Genomic DNA, 17188 nt, shown 5'->3' on the forward strand with positions numbered 1-17188 from the left:
AGTTGCGTAATTAAAACATAGATAAAACTTAAATTTGAGTAGGCGTCCTATTTCGTCACTATTAAAATTTTACTTATGGCAAGAGATGCTAAGGGCAGGCTTACTTTTGAAATGGTATCTGCCGGTGATGCTTTTCAAAAACATTTGGAAAAGCATCATAATGTTTCAGCCGCAACTCCTGCCTGGCTGGATGGCAGTAAGAACCAAAGCCCCTCAGTCAGTGCAATTAACCGGCAATTAAAGGAATTGGAAAAGGAAAAGAACCAGCCTTCTGTTTCTCAGCCGGAAATGATCAAAGAACAGAAGCCGGAGAAAGGCAAGGACATGAAAATGTCTATGTAGGGTTTTCGTTAGCTGGAAGGGGTGAAAAAAGTTTTCTCTCCCAAGCGAATGTCATATTGATTTTATAAAAACTATCATCGTAGTATTTTATATTTTCCTGCAAGATCCTTTGGCAATCCAGATAATTTATGTTTGCCTCAATGACTTTCTGCTTTTGGGGTTCAGTCGCAAATGGATGAAAGTAATTAACAAGCTCAACAGTTTTCTTAGCCCATAATGCGGCATAAGCATATTGTTGATAGTACAGCTCAAGAATGGCAACTTGGCGCATCAGATAGATATATAAAAATTCCTCGTCTTTTTTCTCAATAGTAGCAAGATCACTTCCTTCAGCTTTATATACAATCCGTATAACCTGTTCCGGGCTGTAATCGAACAGAAGCTTTGATAAATACCAGAGGCTGTTGTGTAAGCCTTCAATGCCTGGTTCCAAGGTATCAGCATATTTTTTATAGTAGTAATCATACTGCCTAAACAGCTCTTCCGGGGAGCAATTCTGTGCGTGGATTTTTGAAAAGCGTTGTCTAAGTGTATGATTTATCGCAGACATTATTAAACCTGATTTTACTTTTTATCAGCATATTCTAACAAAAATTCCCACTTATGGCAAAGAAATTCCCCCCAAAAAATGAAGATATGATTGGTGATCCGTCCAGGACCGAAGGTGCCCCTGCGCAAATTGTAGGAGGCGGACGAGGCGGTACTTTTAAACAGCCAAGTGAAGCATTTACAGAAATGCATGAAAGGCGTGGTGGCAATCCCAATGTAAAACAGAAAAATGAGAGCTTTCAAGATCTTATAGCAAGACAGAAGAAGGAGCAGAAGCCGCCAGACGATACAAATCCTACAAGTCCAGCTTCGGCGGCAACTAAACCGGAAAGTAAAAACGAAAGCCCCTCAATACGAGCCATCCAGCAACAGCTAAAGGAGCTCGATAAGCAAAAAGATAATCCTTCCAAAGAGCCAGAAGTAAAAAAGGAGAAAAAGCCAGAAAAAGATATATCTCATGGAATTTGAGGAATACGCAAAAACAACCTTGCTAAGCCTGAGCAGTGATCCTGCTAATGTGTGGACCGTTGACGATGCTATGAAGGGTGTTTCCATTATGGGCGGCACCGGTAGCGGCAAAACCAGCGCATCAGGAAAACTGCTTGCCATGAAATATTTGCAGCAGGGTTGGGGCGGCCTTGTACTATGTGCCAAAACAGATGAAGCTGAGCAATGGCGGCAATATTGCGAAGATGCTGGCAGGTCAGCAGATTACCTGCATTTCCATAAAGGAGCTGTTCATGAAGATGGCAAGTTTAAAGGGCAGGAAATTGTTTTCAATCCAATTGACTATGAAATGGAGCGGGAAGGCGAGGGGGCAGGAGAAACCCAAAACATAGTGAACATTTTCATGAATATCTACCGCATGGGAAACCGTATAGCAAACGAAGGCGATACTCATGAACAAAGATTTTGGGATACGGCTTTAAAACGTTGTTTAAGCCGGATCATAGACCTTCTGGACCTGGCAGGCGAACCATTGAGTTACCAGAATATGATCAATGTTCTACTGACTTCTGAAAACGTAGATATTAAAAAAGTGGCGCAAGGAGTTAAAGCAGTACGGGAGCGGCAAGCTGATTACCTGGCAGAAGAAGAGAACTTTTGTTTAAAATGCCTGGTGATGGCATTTTTCAATTCTGAGTACCAGGACACCAAAAGCCAGGATGCAAACGCCCATCATTTAGCCACCAGTTATTTTACCCAGGCTGTAAACTCAATGGGGAAAAAGACCAAGAGCATTATTATTGAAAGCTTTATGGGGCTGGCTGAGCCGTTTCTTTCCGGGTTGCTGCACCGGCATTTTTCCGGAGCGACAAATATTTTCCCCGAACAGACTTATGGCCACAATATCTATGATCCGGATGATACTAGAAAAAGGGTTATTGTTCTGGATTTTGCAATTAAAGAATTTCTGGATGCCGGTATTATCGCTCAATGTGTTTTCAAGCTGATGTTTCAGCAGGCAGTTGAGAGAAGAAACGTTGAAAAATATGCTAAACCGGCTTTTCTCTGGTGCGATGAAGCGCAGTATTTTATCAATCCTTATGACCAAATCTTCTTAACTACCGCCAGAAGTTCACGTATATCAACAGTATACCTCTCTCAGAATATTTCAAATTACCTGGCTGTAATGGGTTCAGGAGGGGATGCAAAGGCAAGGGTTGATAGTCTGATGGGGAACTTATCAACTAAAGTTTTCCATGCTAACTCTGATGCAGAAACAAATGAATATGCAAGCCGGCTGATAGGGCAGGAGAAGCAGAATCTTGAAGGTGCCAGCTATTCAAGACCTCATTTTAGTTTGGAAAAAACAAATACAGAAAGCCTATCTACAGCCTATCTGCCTCAGGTTCAACCTAAAGAATTTACCGTTTTAAAAAGCGGTGGCCACTTACACAATAATAAGGTTGAAGCGTATTTTATGGTGAGCGGTAGATTATGGAACATTCGTGAGAATGAAGAGGTAGTGGAGAAAAACCATATCAAAGTGACCTTCACGCAAAGATTTAGAAATAAAAATCAAAGCTATGAGCACTAAATCCACGGAATTTCTGAAAGATATATTAGGAACTGCTTATAGAACTCAAGAGGCGATAAACAAACAGAAAAAGGCACAGCAGAGACCTTTTACGCCTGGTACTATCAATTCACCCGTTGAGGTGGACCGGCATCTGTCACGGCTTTTGTATTTAAGTGTTGTTGCCATATTTGCTTTCGTGGGGGTGGAGCCAATGAAGGTTATTTATAGAAAGAACTTTGGTTACGGAGGGATTAACCCGCTTTGCCTGGCTGTAAGTTGCTTTCTTTTCCTAATCCTTGGACTTATTTCAATAGGAGTGGCCATTGGAGGGGTGTTTTCTCCCTCTAAAACTGATGATGCAGCCATGTTTTACCAAACAGAAGGCGGCAGTATAGCTTTTATGCTTATTGGGTTACTTTACATCTGGATTGCTAAATATGCATTTTCAAAAGGATGGAAAGATTACAAATTATCTAAAAAAAGCACAAAGCCGCTCGGTTACTTAGGCGATAGTGTTCTATTGGAGCCTTTAAGAAAAGAAGGATGGAGCCAGGAGAGGATTCAGTGGGTTGCCGAACCGCTTGCAACAATCCTGATAGGCATATGTATATGCCTGTTCAATATTTTTGGCGGCATACCGATAATTATCTGTGGGCTATCACTTTGGGTTTATTCCATCATTGATTACTTCTTTTTGCGGGATGATCTGAGTGATACGGTTGAAAGAATGAAGCGCCAGGCCCGACCTGATCAGGAAACTAACAACGTAGAATAATCTTACTAATGAAGAAAAGCACACAGTTTATCTTAATCATTATTGCGGTAATTCTTCTCGGAATATTCTGGAGGATCTCCGGAACATTTATTCAGGCGAAAGCTGAAAAGAGATCCGCAGAGGAAAAAATAGTTGCGGAAATGGCAGCCTCAACAAATAAAGATACCAGCTCCAATAATCCTGGAACTGATGCACCGGCGATTGAGCCAACGCCTTATACTGCCATAGCTCCGAAAAGTGAATGGAGTAATATTTTAATTGGCGATTGGCAGGTACAGGAAACTGAACGAAATGATGTAGATAGCTGGTTTATAACGTCTGATATCGAGTTTAAAAAAAATAAGACATTTACTTTGCATACCACTGTTGAATATTACGATTATGAAAGCTATGTGCGCCAAGGAAATGATCGGAAGGCAAATATTAAAGCCGGTGGTAAAGTTTCTGGCTCATGGCGCATAAACAATGATCTGCTTAGGCTTTCTTCATCATATTGTAGTATTGATACTTCTTACATGTCTGGTGAGACAGACATACTACAACCAAAAGATTATTCAGAACATGAAGTTAGAAGCTGTGATTATTTTCAGCGTCGAGAATACGGCGACATATCAAACGACACCTATAAAATGCGGATAGAAAAGTTCAATAATGATTCCATTTACATCACCGGCAGAAACTTTGCTACCGGCGCAAATGTCAGTTACCTGTTTACCAAAAAAGCAGCTGGAACAGGCGAATAATAACTAAAATCAATATTATCCAAAGTACAATCTTCAGATAATTCGTTTGTTTAGAGTTATCTTTTTTTACGGCATTAGAAGCTTGTGAATTGTTGTTTTGCATCTCTTTTTGTGCAGCCGCCTTCTGTTGCTCCAGAATTTTCTTTTTTTCTTTTTCATCAGTAAGATACCATTGCAGCTCATATTCAAGCTGGCTTATTTCCCTTATGAAGGCATCTCTCGCCGGTAAAGCGTATTCAATAGATGAAATAGTATTGTTTCTAACTGCTACGGCAGTTTGAATGAATAAATTTATTTGCTCGGCAGCAGCATTCTTCTGTTGCGTATGTGACACATACATGTAGCTCATGGTACGGCTAAGCTCATGACTTTTAAACAACACTGCAGCTATTCCCATATAAGCGGTATTTGTCGCTTTACTATTGCTGGATTTATACAGATCATAGTATTTCTTTATTTCCTCGTAGTATACCTTCAATTGATTGAATGAGGTGCTTAACAGCTTGTTCTCTATGGTTTCAGCATTATCCGGGCTGATAGCTTTTGCCTCTTGGAAGCACTGAAAAGCACTCTTTAGCAGTCTGTTTACCGAATCAACATCCAGCTCTTTATTATCAAATAAGTAGGAAAGCCTGGCACTGCCTAAACCCAACCAGGCCGATGGATGATTTTCACTTTCTATAGCCCTTTTAAAATACGTTTCCGCACTGGCATAATTACCCAGGGAAAGCTCGTTGTATGCGAGCTTCAAAGTAGTATCGGAGCGGTAACTATCCACTGTTCATGAAGTCTAAATAAATATAACGATAATTAAAGATACCGGAAGTTGTAGCTGGAGGATTAGGCGCTTGGTATCTTGTCTCTTGGTAGGGTGAGACAATGTAGAAGGTTTTCAAAAAATATAAGTGAGGTGATTAACACTAGCGATCAACCACCTTATACTAAAGGGATAATAGCCGATTTATGCAGTACATACGGCATGCAGTATGTACTGCATGTATTAATGCTTTAAAACAGAGTCATGGTGTTGTTTTCTTCTTCTGATTCCTCTTCCTCATCCTCATCTTGATAGTTAAACTCAACCTTACTTTGTAGAATTATTTCATCCAAGATATTATTCAAATATCCTTGTTCAATAGCTGTGCGAAACCTTGTATCAAGTTCTGCAATATTTATTACTTCCTCTATGCAATCCATGTATCTGTTCACGATAGCATCAATTGAATAGCTCTTTTTTGCATTGGCTTTTATTTTTCTTTTAATACTATCAACCGCCTCTGAAGACTTGATTACAAACGTTATGGGAAACTTTTGGATTTTATCAATGTCCAGGAAGTATTTTTTAAAATCGAGTGTTTCTGTTACTTGAAAAAATCTACCCAATGGTTTCATTACGAAATCTATTCCACCATCATTAGCATTTGTCCTACCAGTTTTATATAACTGCAGGTTATCCCTATTTAAGTTATCTATTTCAAATCCCCAGAATATTACCTGGTCGTGATAATAAAATTTAAGGATTGAATAGCTAACTATTTCAAATAACCTAGCATCTACATTTGGTGCAAGGAGGCCCGAAATAAATTCAATAACTTTCTCAGGGTTTGAGTTTTCAATTTGCCTCAGTTCCTCACAGGACTTTATAAAGAGCTGAAAAGCGTCCTGCTTGGTCTGTACATATTCATCAATGATTTCTATTATAGAGGCGGCAAGGTTAAAAGCTTCTTTTCCAGATTTTACTTTTAATAAGTTTTCATTAAACCAATAGCGGTTTGTTTGTAGATTCCTAAGAATTGGCTGGTACTCAGAACTTGGAAAAAACTTTTGAAATTCTGAGTTCATGCGGTTATTTAATGCATGATTTTGGAGCTTTCCGCCAAAGGGCAATTGTCTTTGCCTGGTAAATAACTGAGTAAATGGAGCACCTTCGTATTCTGAATAATTTCCAGAAACATTGAAGCCTTTATTGATATAATCTTCTACAATAACATAAATAGCATAAAGATTGGCGAAACTTGATCTGGACTTGGAACCCTTACTTGCAGATCGGGTTTTCTCATTTATATATTGGATAATCTGACTCTTTTCAAAAATATCTTCTGCATACTCTCCAAAATGTTTTTCTAATACGGTGCGGATTGTGGTTGTAAACGAATGTTCCATTGATATTTATAAGTTAGAGAATAGTGTATTGACGTTAGATGTATCTTTTTCAAAAGTGCGTAGCTCTTTGACTAACTTCTCTCCTTTGTGCTCTTCAGCCAATTCTAATCTTCTAAGACCAATTTTTACATATTTATCTTGTAGTTCTATGCCAATTGATTTTCTGCCAAGTGATTTAGAAACAAAGCTTGTTGTAAAGGTTCCGGAATAAGGGTCCATTACAACATCACCAGGATTGGAGCTGGCCTTAATAATTCTCTCTAGAAGTGCTATTGGTTTTTGTGTTGGATGATCTTCATATTCATCCATTCTATAGCGAACTCTTGCAAAATCCCAAACATTCCCCGGAACTTTTTCTGAGCTATAAACTTGCGGAGGATTTTTTCTGTAATCAATAAGCTTTCTTTTAGAACCGGTTTTAGCTTCTACTAGAATATCTTGGGAGTTAAATGTATAATTGTTTCTATCCTTTACACAAAATAGAATCGGCTCATACATTGAGCCATAGTATTTTTTTGCCTGTACACCGGAGCTATCGTAAGACCATATTATACGAGAGAGAATTTCTATCTTATCTCGCAAATAGATATCAAAATAAGGCATAAACTGAGTAGCAGTCATTACATAAAAACTGCCATTCGGTTTTAACTTTTTAAGGCACAAATCAAGCCAGCTGTAACACCAGTTTAAATAATCCTCTTCCTTGCTCCACTTATCCTTATGACCGTTAAAGTCTTTTCCTATGTTATAGGGCGGATCAGCAAATATCAAATCAACAGAGTTATCTTGAATAACGTCCTGTAATGCCGTAACCGCATCACCGTGAATTATCTTATGTTCTTCAGTACCAAGTATTTCCATTAGCTCTTTCTTACCTCAATTTAAGCAAAAGTAAAGCATGAAACATAAAGGCATCTTCCTCATGTTGGAGAATTTTTGCACTTATAATCCACTATAAGCGTAATGAAACGCTCGCTAAAATAGGCCCGGAGCTGAACTGGTTTTTTTATACTGCATTGAGGACGGTTTGCATCCTTTCATTGTAAGAGTCCTTTTTCCAATTATAGTACCAGGTCGGCACTAAAGCTGTACACTTTCTTGAGAGGAAAATCACATCTTGGAATTGTCTAAGTAACACATCCGTTATTTCATTATTGCCTTTCTTAAACTTCTCAATAATGCCATTCAGCTTTGATTCCAATTTTTGCTTCGATGTATAATTGTCGTAATGCTCCAGTAATTCCTTAATCCCCAAAATAAAAGCGGACGCTCCCGGCAGAAATACTGAGATAATGTACTGTGCAAGGGTAAGTTTAAATACAAGTGATACAATAATGCCAGTCAAAAAGAGAGCTATCAAGGCTATAAGCAAAGCAGTGAAATAGCTTTTCCTTAAACGCCAATCCCAAATGATATTTGAGCGTTGAGAGGTCAGTATATTTAAAGGATAAGGAATGTGGGAGAGATTTCCATACCAGGTTTTAATGTCCTCATTTCCTTTGTATTGAGCGGATAATTCTTTGATTCGCCACTCGGAAAAGCGAGAGCCAACTAAAGTTTCATTAGGCATTAAGTCGAAAACCCTGGTATCAAATTCGTCCTGGATTTTTGCTGCTTCCTTTATCTTGTCCTTTTCCTTTATTGTAATAAAAAAAGCTATCATAGCCCATATACCGCCTATAATAGAAAAGTAAGGGCGATAATCAGCATTAACAATGCTGATCAGGGGAAGAATTATAGAAAGAACATAGGAAATTATAAACCGTATCTGCTGTAACTGTTTGGCACGATCATAAGCAACGGAATATGCTTTGAAAAGATCAAAGCTATAAGGCAAGGCCAAATTCTGTTGAATTTTATTATCCATACGAAGGAAAGTTTGGTCCGAAAATCTCACCCCAAAGTTTTATTGATTCTTTCATATCCTTATTAATTTCTGCCGTTCTTGCCCGTGAAGCTTTTTCAGCGTCCTCTCTTGCTCTGTTAGCGATTTTCGATCTATCGAAATAATCTACATCATTCAAATCGCCAGAGATGCCTTTTATATCCTGAACAGGGTAATGTATATTCTGGCTTATATAGGAAAAAACGCCAGAGAGGTTCATATCTATAAACTGGCTGGCTTTGCCTGAAGTATTGTTATAAGCATGGAGTAGCATAGTTTCCAGTAAGTAGGATTGCATCGTTGGCATGGTGGGCCTACGCTGCCAATATTTTACCGCTCTTATAATGTTTAGTAAATTTCCATCGTGACGTTGATTTAATGATGCGACAAAATCCCTATCAACTCTGGGATCTGTTTTTTTCCAATTTCCATTCCCATCTGGTATCAAATAATATGTTTTGCCATCAAATTCCTGCTGCGTAAAAAAGCAAGGAACAATGTCAAAGTTCCATTCATAAGAATTTAGCTGCAGCGTGCAGGCAGCTTCGTTTCTTTTTATCTCAGCGGATTTATATTGAGGAATGCTTTTCAATTTATCTTTAAGTAGATTGATAATCCTTTTTGAGTTCAATACGTTTGTACCGGAATTACACAGTGCAGTTAACCGGGTTGCTCCTGGAGGCACATGGATTTCAATGCGGTTATAATAGCTTTCATAATTTGCTCCTTCGGCTTTCAAAGCAATCATTATATCAATGTCGTTAAGAGGACGGATTTTTGTTTTTCTGGCAAACGAACCGAAGAATATATTCATTTCGGAATATATTGTTGGAAAGTTTCCATCGTCTGGGAATGCTAATATTTTTCCAACCAGCCAATCCCTGCTACTCCTGGCTACCGATGTACGATCTGGATCTAAGTTTACTTCTGATGCCAAGAATTTATTAAATGCCTCAATAACAGTAAGAGCCATACGCTAATAAGTTGTTATACGATATAAAATTTCAAAATTGCGAAAAATCTTAGTAAGTATACGCCTAAGATATCCACCAGAGAATACACATTTAAAGGCTAAATTTTAAAATCCGTTACATATCTGCCCTTTTGCGTTCCCTTTACGCCCATACAACTTGTAATATTTCTCTCTAAACCGAAGCTGTAACTCCTTGGGCATGCAATCCACCAGGCTACACTCATGAACGTCACAGTGGGAGCGATTCAGAGCGGAAAGCTGAAATTGCCCGACTTCATCAACCCACATTTCATTAAACTTTTCTATGGCCTTTTGCAGTTCCGATTCTTCGAGTTGTGAGTCTGAGAAATCCAATTCACTTAATGTATTGGGAAAACACATGCCTGTTTTTTAAGCCCAAGGATTGAAATAGTCAATCAACGAACCAAAAGAACTTATTATAGCTGACGAACAACACTGAAATTATCCTTTTTACTAAAATATGATAACACACAAACGTCTGTTTACTTAGTATAAGTTTCCCTATATTTATAATTTAAGGGACTAATCGGGATGAAAAAAGCAATTGCATACTACCGGGTATCAACCGACCGACAGGGACAAAGCGGCTTGGGATTGGAAGCACAACGGGCGGCAGTTGATCGTTTCGTTAAGCAGCACGGCTACCAGATCATTCACGAATTTACCGAAATAGAATCCGGAAGAAAGAATAACAGACCACAGCTTGACCTGGCACTAAGGCAATGCAAGAAAGAGAAGGCCACCTTGATCATTGCCAAACTCGATAGGCTCTCCCGTAACTTGTATTTTATCTCCGGCCTGATTGAATCCGGCACCGAGTTCAAAGCCGTTGATATGCCGGACGCTAACAAAATGATGCTGCAAATCCACGGTGTCTTTGCAGAATATGAGCGGGACATGATCAGCAGCCGGACCAAGGCTGCACTGGAAGCAGCCAAGCGCAGAGGGAAAGAGTTAGGCAAAAACGGCAAATATGTTCTTTCTAAACAAAATAAGCAGGAAGCAAAGAATTTTGCCCTGCAGATGAAACCGATCATTGAAGAAATCAAATCGTCCGGATTCAAAACTTATCGCTCTATTATGACAGAGTTAAATAATCGAAAAGTTCCAACATCCAGGAACGGCCAAAAATGGCACTACCCTACTGTTTACCGGTTAATGCAAAGACTGAATTAATATGGCAGAAGAAAAAAAATACGTCAGAACCAAACTGCAAGAGAAACAGATTGAATCTGCTATAGATATACATGGCCGTGATGGCAAGATCGAGGATGCCATCTTTCAGCACTCTGTGTTATGTCAGACCTTCTTTCCTTACCGTGATCCCGGTGAGCGTACCATCTGGGAACATACACAAGGCAATGCAACACTGGCTGTACAAGCATTGCAAGCAATTAACCCACAAACAAAAAATTTTGAATTTGTAGGCATTCCCTACGGGGCAAAGGCCCGGTTGATTTCCTCTTATTTAAATACCAAAGCTATCAAAAGTAAGACACGCATCATTGATGTAGCTGACAGCATGAGCGGTTTTATTAAAGGCATGGGCTTGAATACGGACGGCCACACCTTTGCAGCTGTGAAAGACCAGCTCCGCAGATTATCCAACTCGGTTATAAGCCTCGGTTACTGTGAGGACGGCATGAACGCTAAGCAGGTTAATTTCAGCATTGTACGTTCGTATGAATTTTGGGGAGAGAAGACCAAGCAGCCAGCATTATGGAATTCGACTATAGAGCTCAGCCAGGATTATTTTGAGAGCCTACAGCGCCACGCTATCCCCCTTGACGAACGAGCTCTGAAAGCATTAGCCAATAACGCTATGGCCCTGGACATTTACTGCTGGTTAACTCAACGCCTGCACCGTATCCCCTTTGGAAAGCCGCAATTTGTGGCCTGGGCAGCATTAAAAGAGCAATTTGGTTCTGGTTATGACCGCATGGATAAGTTTAAGGCGGTATTCCGCAAGACTCTTTCCATGGTCAAGCTCCAGTATTTTAAGGCCAAGATCGAGGAAGAAAAGAACAAAGGATTCTGGCTGTATAACTCCCCTTCTCCTATCGAAATGAAATCCATTAGTCTTATTGGACTGGATTTACCCAAATAAGCATTCGTGAATTTTGGTGGAGATTTCGTCATTTTGCAACCCAGAGTAGGTAAAAAGGTTCGTGAGTTTTGGTGGCGTGCAGATTTGTAACAGAAAAGGTTCGTGAGTTTTGGTGGAAATCAGGATTTTCGTTCGTGAGTTTTAGTGGAATGTGCATTTCTGAAGTTATCCACATGAGTTTTGGTGGACAAAATGCGTGAGTTTTGGTGGAACTTCTCGTGAGTTTTAGTGGCGTTCACACGTGAGTTTTGGTGGACAAACCTATATATACCTATATTCTATAACTTCCTATATAGCAGCCTCTTACATGTGCAAAAAAAATTTTGCTTTTGCTGATGAAAAGAAAAAAGAAAATTTGGGGCCGGGTGCGTTGCTGTGATAAAGCTTCTGTTGCGACGCTCCGTTGAAAGCCTGGATCATTATTTGGCTATTGTTGACTGCTTTACGTTTCTAAGCAGGTCGTTATAATCCTTGTGGCCTTGGTATAAATGGTTAAAGGGTTTGATGATCACTCCTGGCAATTCTGCTTTGAAGTTAGCGAGTGCCTTCTCCCCTGCCACATCGTTATCAAAATAGGTGTGCACTTCTCCGTATTGCTTTGTTTTGATAAATTCAATAGCATTGGCCTGCAGGCTAACAGAGTTGAGCACAATCACATCACTGCTGGCCCGGTCCTGTTTCTCCATAGTGAGAAAGCTTAAAAAATCCATGAAGCCCTCAAAACATTTGACCTTCTTGGAGCCATTTTCAAACACCGTAATATCGTTAGGGGCAACGGCTCTGGTAAAATGCATATTACGCAAGGCCCATCCACCGGACCGGTTTTGAAACCCCAGGGAATAAAATTCTTTTTTGCTGCCTTCTTTATCCTCGACCTGGTAACGGATCTCTTTCAAATATTTATAGCCTATCTCTGGTTTGATCCGCCTTTCGTCTTTCAGATAGTTCTTTAACGGGTAACTAAATACCGGCTTTACCTGCAGAATTTCAATTTTACTTTCTTCAGCCTGGTCAAATAAGGAAGGAGCTGCCGGTGACATTACAGGGCTGATCCTGCTTGCCTGCAGGTGGGTAGCTTCTAAAAAGTGAAGGGCACCTCGAACGTCCGTTTTTTCCAGGTGCATAACAAAATCCAGAATGTTCCCCCCTACCCCTTCACCGTGGTCAAACCAGACATTCTGGTTAACGTTGATCTTAAAGCTGGCCGTTTTTTCCTGCCTAAATGGTGACAAATACCATACATCTCCGTTGGAATGGGTAGCTGCAGGGTGATAACCCAATTTTGCCAGCAGGTCAAAAAGAGGAATTTTTTTTGCTTGGTCTGAACGCATACTGTTTTACTGATTTACTGCATGCAGTACATACGGTACTACTGCCCTATAATCCCAAATCCTTTTTTGCCAAGTCTAAAAAGTAATCCTTGATGGTCTGGCCATTGTCAATCAGCCGCCGTTTGATGGCTTTGTGCAGGCTTTCCGGTATATCCAAGGTAGTACGCCTGGTAACTTCTTCTTGTTTCTTCGGTTTGCTGTCCCCTGCTCCGTTTTCCGGTTGTTCGTGAATCTTTTGGACTGCTGTTTCCACCAGCTGCGGCTGGCTGTTCGTAGCTGGCTTTGAAATCTCTTTTTTGCCAGGTAGAACTAATTTATTTGGATCTAATTTGTTTTTTGTGGCGGACATAGCCTTTCCTTATTAAGATTGAATGAAAGCATGTTTTTCAGCAAGTTGCAGAATCTCATTGGTCAGCGCAACCATTTCTGCCTTTGCCTTATTGTCGGAATGTTCAAAAACACCGGTGCCCATCATGGAAGCTTCTCCATAAGCAGTTCTGCTTTTTAGCACCGTATTCAAAATGGGAATATCATAATGCTGTTGCAAGGATTCCCGGACTGTCCGGTGTAGGTTTACTCTTTCGTCAAATTCATTGATCAAAAAATAGGCGGCAACATCAGAGCGAAGCTCTTTTACCTGGTCAAATCGAGTGAAGAATTCATTCATTGCCCGGAAGTCATGTGCACCTGGCCGGGTGGGAATAATTAATAAGTCGCTGGCCATCATTACCCTGGTATTCATTTCTGAGAGGTTTGGCGTTCCATCCATGATGATAATATCATGTTGACCATGGAGATTATCAACAGCTTTGTTTAAAGCCTTGGGATCTGTGGTGCCAACAACCAGCACTTCCGGAAGGCCCTCTTCCCTAGCGCCATACCACTGCAGGGAATTTTGGTTGGTATCTGTATCGACGATACAGACTTTGTAACCCATGTGAGCAAAGCACACAGCAAGGTTTATAGATAAGGTAGTTTTACCTACACCGCCTTTTAAATTCGTAATGCCAATTTTCATACACGGGTCTTTTTAAAATACAGATAGCAGCCATTAAATTTTTTGGAACATTAATTACTGCATGCAGTATAAACTGCATTACGTTTTTACTGTTATACTGTATTGCTGTAACACTGAATGACTGCTTAACTGATTGCAGTAAATACTGCAAAGATGTTTTTCATAGTGTATAAAACCGCGGCTGCAGGCAAATTTTTTTATCAACATATCTGTTAATAAACATACTGCATGCAGTATGTACTGCAAACAGTAATATTTTCTTTTTTCTTTTCATTAGCAAGCGTACACCTACAAACTATTGATCCTCGATAGCAATTTCCTTCACAAATGGCTTATTTTCTTCTGTTAGGTCATTGCCAATATTCGCTTCAATACATCGTATCCTAAACGCAACCATTAGGAGGTAAAGCTGCTTTAAATTCCTGCCATATATCCTTATTCTTTTATTTGTGCTGATTACTTCAATGCCTTCAGAGGGTTTATGGTTTATTTCCAAGATGTAAGAATAGGGGATTGCTTTTGATGTACCGTTTGGCAAGCGCAACTCCAAACATGCCGGAACACTCCTTATATTTTCAACTTTATAGAAAGGTGAGGGGGTTAGCAGTTCCAGCTCCGGATCAGGCTCCTGTTTTTCCTGTTGCTCCAGCTCAAAGCCTTCAGAATCCTTTTCTTTTATGAGCTGCTTTATTCTTTCATTAAATCCTGCCATAACCTTTTTCTTTTTTGATTTTTGATTTTAAAAGCTCTGCAGCATCCATTGCCTTATCCCGCATCCGGCGCATAAAATTCTGTCTGCTTACATTAATAGCCTGGTCTAATCTGTCTCCATTTTTATTGATCAATTCAGTTGCCGCCTTCCTTTCTGCTGATCTGGAGACAGCCTGTAACAGATCCTGCTTATCATCGGTATAAATTGAAACAGCGTCCCGGCCTCTTGAAACTGATACATAGAACTGTTCTTTTGATGATGCCCGGAAAGACATGCTGCTTTGAGATATAATAACCTTATCAACGGTTTTTCCCTGGCTTGCGTGGGAGGTCATTACATAACCTAAATTGAAAGTGCCATAATCTTTGGGTAGCGAGGCCCCATTGGAAAGCTTGATATTCCCTTTTTTGTCAAATCCGTTCACCTGGTACATAGTTCCATTAAACAAGTGAATGCCTTCAGCCGTTTTGCCATTGCCGGTAATGCGTATTTTATCGCCTTTGCTTACATTGATCGTTTTAGAAGTAAAAACATTGTAAACCCTTGATTCAGAGGTCGAAACAGAAGCTTTATTGCCGTTAGTGTCTTTTAGATGAACTGTATTGTTTTCAGTTCCTGTAATCTCATATTTTGAACCGGCTTTTATGCCTTTGATGTTCTGGTGAAAAATAAGCCAGTCTCCGGACTGATAATGTTCTCCTTTTTCTTTTTCAGCAGCAGTTAACTGTAAATTCCGGAAAACCCTGAATTGCCTTTCATCCTGGTCAACTACCTTCTTTTCCTTTAATTTGTTGCGGATCTGTTCTGTAAGCTTTTCACCTTCGGCATGAGTAGGGGAGAGGACCAGTACTTCTTTACCCTGCTTCTTCTTAAATCTTAAGTAAGCAGATTTATAATAATCCTCGGCGATTGCCCTTAGTCTTTCCTGATGATCAGAAATCTCATAAATGGCTCCGCTACTGTTCAGCTTTTTGAAGCCTTTCTCGGTATTGGCATTAGAAAGATGATGGACAGCTTCTTTGTACTGCTCATTCTTCTGCCTCTGTATGGTGCTTACGGTGATAGGGGCAATATCAGCCTTCTGTTGGATGATACGCAGCGCATCGCCTCTTTCCACACTGCTATGCTGTTTCGTGTCACCGGTGAGAATAATCCTGGCATTAGCTGTCTTTGCTAGATCTAAAACCTTATTCATATCCTTATTGGAGATCATACCGGCTTCGTCCAGCCATAATACAGAACCTTTGATCTTTTCCTGGAGTGTTTTATCCTGGAGCAGTTTTGCAATAGTCTCAGCATTTTCAAAGCCTTCTTTTCGCTGTACTATCCGGCTTGCTTCGGCTGAAGGCGCAAAAGCAAATATTTGCCTGCCAGATTCCTTAATGCCAGTTTGAACTTCCTTCATTAAGGTAGTTTTCCCGGTTCCGGCTTTTCCGGTAATTATGGTTATTCCGTCAGAAGTAGTTAAGGCATGGGTAACTGCATTCCTTTGTTGCTCATTGAGCTGATCATTTCCAAACTGATAATTTTCATTGATAGGCTTGAATCTTCCTTTAAAGTCATAAGCATTACTGATGAGCTTATTTTCTTCCTGTAGGGCGTCATGTGTAGTTATAAAAGTCTGATTGCCAATTTTTACTTTGTAAATAGCATCATCTGCATAGAAAGCTTTTTTTATTTCTGTAGCAGTCAGATTGCCGGTAGATGATTTAATGGCAGTGGTCAGAATTTCCTTATCCGTAGCAACTGATTTTCTTTCCAGGTGATGATCCAGGGAGAACTTGATAGCCTCGTAAGCATTTTCTTTTTTCTTTTCATTAGCAGGCGCAGCCTTCAAATTTTTTAGAGTGTTTAGCTCGTCAGGGGAGAGCCTTGATTGCCAAGCAGAAATTATCTGCTCTGGTTTTAGGGAATTATGCTTGCTTTCTCTCGTTTTGGCTCCAAGTGCTGATTTTTCTTTCTTGTCAGTAATATTCTCCTTTTTTGCAAATTCATCTATCTCTTTGGACCGGTTAGAATATTTTTCAATTGTCTCTCTGTTTATTCCTTTCAGCTCAAAGCTATTATCTGTCCTTTGTACCTGGTAACCTAATGCCTGTAGCCGGTCAGCGAGGTTAGAATGAAATACCGCTTCATAATAAGGCGCATCCTGCTTGATCTGCCTGAATTGTCCTGCTTTCCATTTCTGTTCCTGTTCGTCATAAGTGGCATTAAAGGTGAAGCAGTGAGCATGGAGCTGAGGGTCCGGAATACCATTTACAGGTCTAGTGGTAAAATGGATAAATTCACCATAAGCCAGGTTGCCGGTTTCCCGATCTTCATTTTGCTTATTGCCTCTTACCCTGGTCTGTATCCCTGTTTCAATCTCAACCATGGTATCTTTTACGGATTGCCGGAAGGCATTAAGTATCTGTTCTTTATCTTCTTCGCTTCCAAAAGTGTAGGCCAGGCTAACAGATTTACCAGCATCAAAGGTGAAATCATAGCCAACTGTCCTATCAGCTTTGTTCTGTTGGGTTAGCTTCTTTCCAGTTTCAGGATTGATG

Annotated in this window: 18 protein-coding genes; 7 read left to right on the top strand and 11 right to left on the bottom strand. The window is 40.0% G+C overall.

Annotated elements, in window-relative coordinates; translation table 11 throughout:
* Positions 1-111: 111 nt before the first annotated feature.
* A complete protein-coding gene (locus BUE76_RS00405) occupies positions 112-342 on the top strand; it encodes a hypothetical protein (RefSeq protein ID WP_216820593.1) in 231 nt (76 codons plus the stop codon).
* Here the strand turns inward: BUE76_RS00405 and BUE76_RS00410 are convergent.
* Positions 335-892 carry a hypothetical protein gene (locus tag BUE76_RS00410; RefSeq protein WP_073048721.1) on the bottom strand — a complete coding sequence of 186 codons (558 nt, stop codon included), beginning with the start codon at positions 890-892 and terminating at the stop codon, positions 335-337. The two genes, BUE76_RS00405 and BUE76_RS00410, sit on opposite strands and share 8 nt — an antisense overlap.
* A gap of 53 nt (positions 893-945) precedes the next feature.
* On the opposite strand from BUE76_RS00410, the gene BUE76_RS00415 reads away from it, so the two are divergent.
* From BUE76_RS00415 to BUE76_RS00430, 4 genes are read left to right on the top strand one after another with little or no spacing between them, the layout of a single operon-like run.
* On the top strand, positions 946-1359 hold the full coding sequence (locus BUE76_RS00415; protein ID WP_073048719.1) for a hypothetical protein: 414 nt from the start codon (positions 946-948) through the stop codon (positions 1357-1359).
* A complete protein-coding gene (locus tag BUE76_RS00420) occupies positions 1349-2932 on the top strand; it encodes a type IV secretory system conjugative DNA transfer family protein (protein WP_073048717.1) in 1584 nt (527 codons plus the stop codon). Before BUE76_RS00415 ends, BUE76_RS00420 begins: the two co-directional genes overlap by 11 nt.
* On the top strand, positions 2922-3689 hold the full coding sequence (locus BUE76_RS00425) for a hypothetical protein (RefSeq protein ID WP_073048715.1): 768 nt from the start codon (positions 2922-2924) through the stop codon (positions 3687-3689). The genes BUE76_RS00420 and BUE76_RS00425 overlap by 11 nt, the downstream gene beginning before the upstream one ends.
* An 8-nt stretch (positions 3690-3697) precedes the next feature.
* A complete protein-coding gene (locus tag BUE76_RS00430; protein ID WP_073048713.1) occupies positions 3698-4432 on the top strand; it encodes a hypothetical protein in 735 nt (244 codons plus the stop codon).
* Here BUE76_RS00430 and BUE76_RS00435 read toward each other — a convergent pair.
* The 5 genes from BUE76_RS00435 to BUE76_RS00455 all read right to left on the bottom strand — a co-directional run bounded on the left by BUE76_RS00435 (position 4401) and on the right by BUE76_RS00455 (position 9453).
* On the bottom strand, positions 4401-5210 hold the full coding sequence (locus BUE76_RS00435; RefSeq protein WP_143157487.1) for a hypothetical protein: 810 nt from the start codon (positions 5208-5210) through the stop codon (positions 4401-4403). The two genes, BUE76_RS00430 and BUE76_RS00435, sit on opposite strands and share 32 nt — an antisense overlap.
* A 230-nt stretch (positions 5211-5440) precedes the next feature.
* On the bottom strand, positions 5441-6595 hold the full coding sequence (locus BUE76_RS00440) for a restriction endonuclease (RefSeq protein WP_073048709.1): 1155 nt from the start codon (positions 6593-6595) through the stop codon (positions 5441-5443).
* 6 nt (positions 6596-6601) lie between these two features.
* Positions 6602-7456 (bottom strand): adenine-specific DNA-methyltransferase, encoded by an 855-nt coding sequence (yhdJ, locus tag BUE76_RS00445; RefSeq protein ID WP_073048707.1) that lies wholly within the window; start codon positions 7454-7456, stop codon positions 6602-6604.
* Between the two features lie 145 nt (positions 7457-7601).
* Positions 7602-8462 (bottom strand): S-4TM family putative pore-forming effector, encoded by an 861-nt coding sequence (locus BUE76_RS00450; protein ID WP_073048705.1) that lies wholly within the window; start codon positions 8460-8462, stop codon positions 7602-7604.
* Positions 8455-9453, bottom strand: a complete 999-nt coding sequence (locus tag BUE76_RS00455; RefSeq protein ID WP_076026708.1) for a nucleotidyltransferase domain-containing protein — start codon at positions 9451-9453, stop codon at positions 8455-8457. The genes BUE76_RS00450 and BUE76_RS00455 overlap by 8 nt, the downstream gene beginning before the upstream one ends.
* A gap of 552 nt (positions 9454-10005) precedes the next feature.
* Here BUE76_RS00455 and BUE76_RS00465 point away from each other — a divergent pair.
* Both BUE76_RS00465 and BUE76_RS00470 read left to right on the top strand, forming a co-directional pair.
* Complete coding sequence (locus BUE76_RS00465) at positions 10006-10650, top strand: recombinase family protein (protein ID WP_073048737.1); 645 nt, start codon at positions 10006-10008, stop codon at positions 10648-10650.
* A gap of 1 nt (position 10651) precedes the next feature.
* Positions 10652-11581, top strand: coding sequence for a replication protein RepA (locus BUE76_RS00470; protein ID WP_073048735.1), 930 nt, complete (start codon positions 10652-10654; stop codon positions 11579-11581).
* Positions 11582-12000: 419 nt separating this feature from the next.
* Here the strand turns inward: BUE76_RS00470 and BUE76_RS00475 are convergent, their stop codons facing one another.
* The 5 genes from BUE76_RS00475 to mobF form a co-directional block, all read right to left on the bottom strand.
* A complete protein-coding gene (locus BUE76_RS00475) occupies positions 12001-12912 on the bottom strand; it encodes a toprim domain-containing protein (RefSeq protein WP_073048733.1) in 912 nt (303 codons plus the stop codon).
* Positions 12913-12958: 46 nt separating this feature from the next.
* On the bottom strand, positions 12959-13261 hold the full coding sequence (locus BUE76_RS00480) for a hypothetical protein (RefSeq protein ID WP_073048731.1): 303 nt from the start codon (positions 13259-13261) through the stop codon (positions 12959-12961).
* A gap of 12 nt (positions 13262-13273) precedes the next feature.
* Complete coding sequence (locus BUE76_RS00485; RefSeq protein WP_073048728.1) at positions 13274-13930, bottom strand: ParA family protein; 657 nt, start codon at positions 13928-13930, stop codon at positions 13274-13276.
* 295 nt (positions 13931-14225) lie between these two features.
* Positions 14226-14642 (bottom strand): hypothetical protein, encoded by a 417-nt coding sequence (locus BUE76_RS00490; RefSeq protein WP_073048726.1) that lies wholly within the window; start codon positions 14640-14642, stop codon positions 14226-14228.
* Positions 14629-17188, bottom strand: a 2560-nt coding sequence (gene mobF, locus BUE76_RS00495) for a MobF family relaxase (RefSeq protein WP_076026709.1), incomplete at its 5' end; no start/stop codon positions are given. The genes mobF and BUE76_RS00490, both read right to left, overlap by 14 nt.

The sequence above is a fragment of the Cnuella takakiae genome (assembly GCF_001953305.1).
Lineage (GTDB): Bacteria > Bacteroidota > Bacteroidia > Chitinophagales > Chitinophagaceae > Flavisolibacter > Flavisolibacter takakiae.

What these genes read in the sequence shown, in the direction of transcription:
- BUE76_RS00430 (WP_073048713.1), top strand. Translation starts at nt 3,698, where the DNA reads ATGAAGAAAAGCACACAGTTTATCTTAATCATTATTGCGGTAATTCTT.
- BUE76_RS00475 (WP_073048733.1), bottom strand. Translation starts at nt 12,912, where the DNA reads ATGCGTTCAGACCAAGCAAAAAAAATTCCTCTTTTTGACCTGCTGGCA.
- BUE76_RS00420 (WP_073048717.1), top strand. Translation starts at nt 1,349, where the DNA reads ATGGAATTTGAGGAATACGCAAAAACAACCTTGCTAAGCCTGAGCAGT.
- BUE76_RS00470 (WP_073048735.1), top strand. Translation starts at nt 10,652, where the DNA reads ATGGCAGAAGAAAAAAAATACGTCAGAACCAAACTGCAAGAGAAACAG.
- BUE76_RS00485 (WP_073048728.1), bottom strand. Translation starts at nt 13,930, where the DNA reads ATGAAAATTGGCATTACGAATTTAAAAGGCGGTGTAGGTAAAACTACC.
- BUE76_RS00405 (WP_216820593.1), top strand. Translation starts at nt 112, where the DNA reads ATGGTATCTGCCGGTGATGCTTTTCAAAAACATTTGGAAAAGCATCAT.
- BUE76_RS00465 (WP_073048737.1), top strand. Translation starts at nt 10,006, where the DNA reads ATGAAAAAAGCAATTGCATACTACCGGGTATCAACCGACCGACAGGGA.
- yhdJ (WP_073048707.1), bottom strand. Translation starts at nt 7,456, where the DNA reads ATGGAAATACTTGGTACTGAAGAACATAAGATAATTCACGGTGATGCG.
- BUE76_RS00455 (WP_076026708.1), bottom strand. Translation starts at nt 9,453, where the DNA reads ATGGCTCTTACTGTTATTGAGGCATTTAATAAATTCTTGGCATCAGAA.
- BUE76_RS00480 (WP_073048731.1), bottom strand. Translation starts at nt 13,261, where the DNA reads ATGTCCGCCACAAAAAACAAATTAGATCCAAATAAATTAGTTCTACCT.
- BUE76_RS00440 (WP_073048709.1), bottom strand. Translation starts at nt 6,595, where the DNA reads ATGGAACATTCGTTTACAACCACAATCCGCACCGTATTAGAAAAACAT.
- BUE76_RS00450 (WP_073048705.1), bottom strand. Translation starts at nt 8,462, where the DNA reads ATGGATAATAAAATTCAACAGAATTTGGCCTTGCCTTATAGCTTTGAT.
- BUE76_RS00415 (WP_073048719.1), top strand. Translation starts at nt 946, where the DNA reads ATGGCAAAGAAATTCCCCCCAAAAAATGAAGATATGATTGGTGATCCG.
- BUE76_RS00490 (WP_073048726.1), bottom strand. Translation starts at nt 14,642, where the DNA reads ATGGCAGGATTTAATGAAAGAATAAAGCAGCTCATAAAAGAAAAGGAT.
- BUE76_RS00425 (WP_073048715.1), top strand. Translation starts at nt 2,922, where the DNA reads ATGAGCACTAAATCCACGGAATTTCTGAAAGATATATTAGGAACTGCT.
- BUE76_RS00410 (WP_073048721.1), bottom strand. Translation starts at nt 892, where the DNA reads ATGTCTGCGATAAATCATACACTTAGACAACGCTTTTCAAAAATCCAC.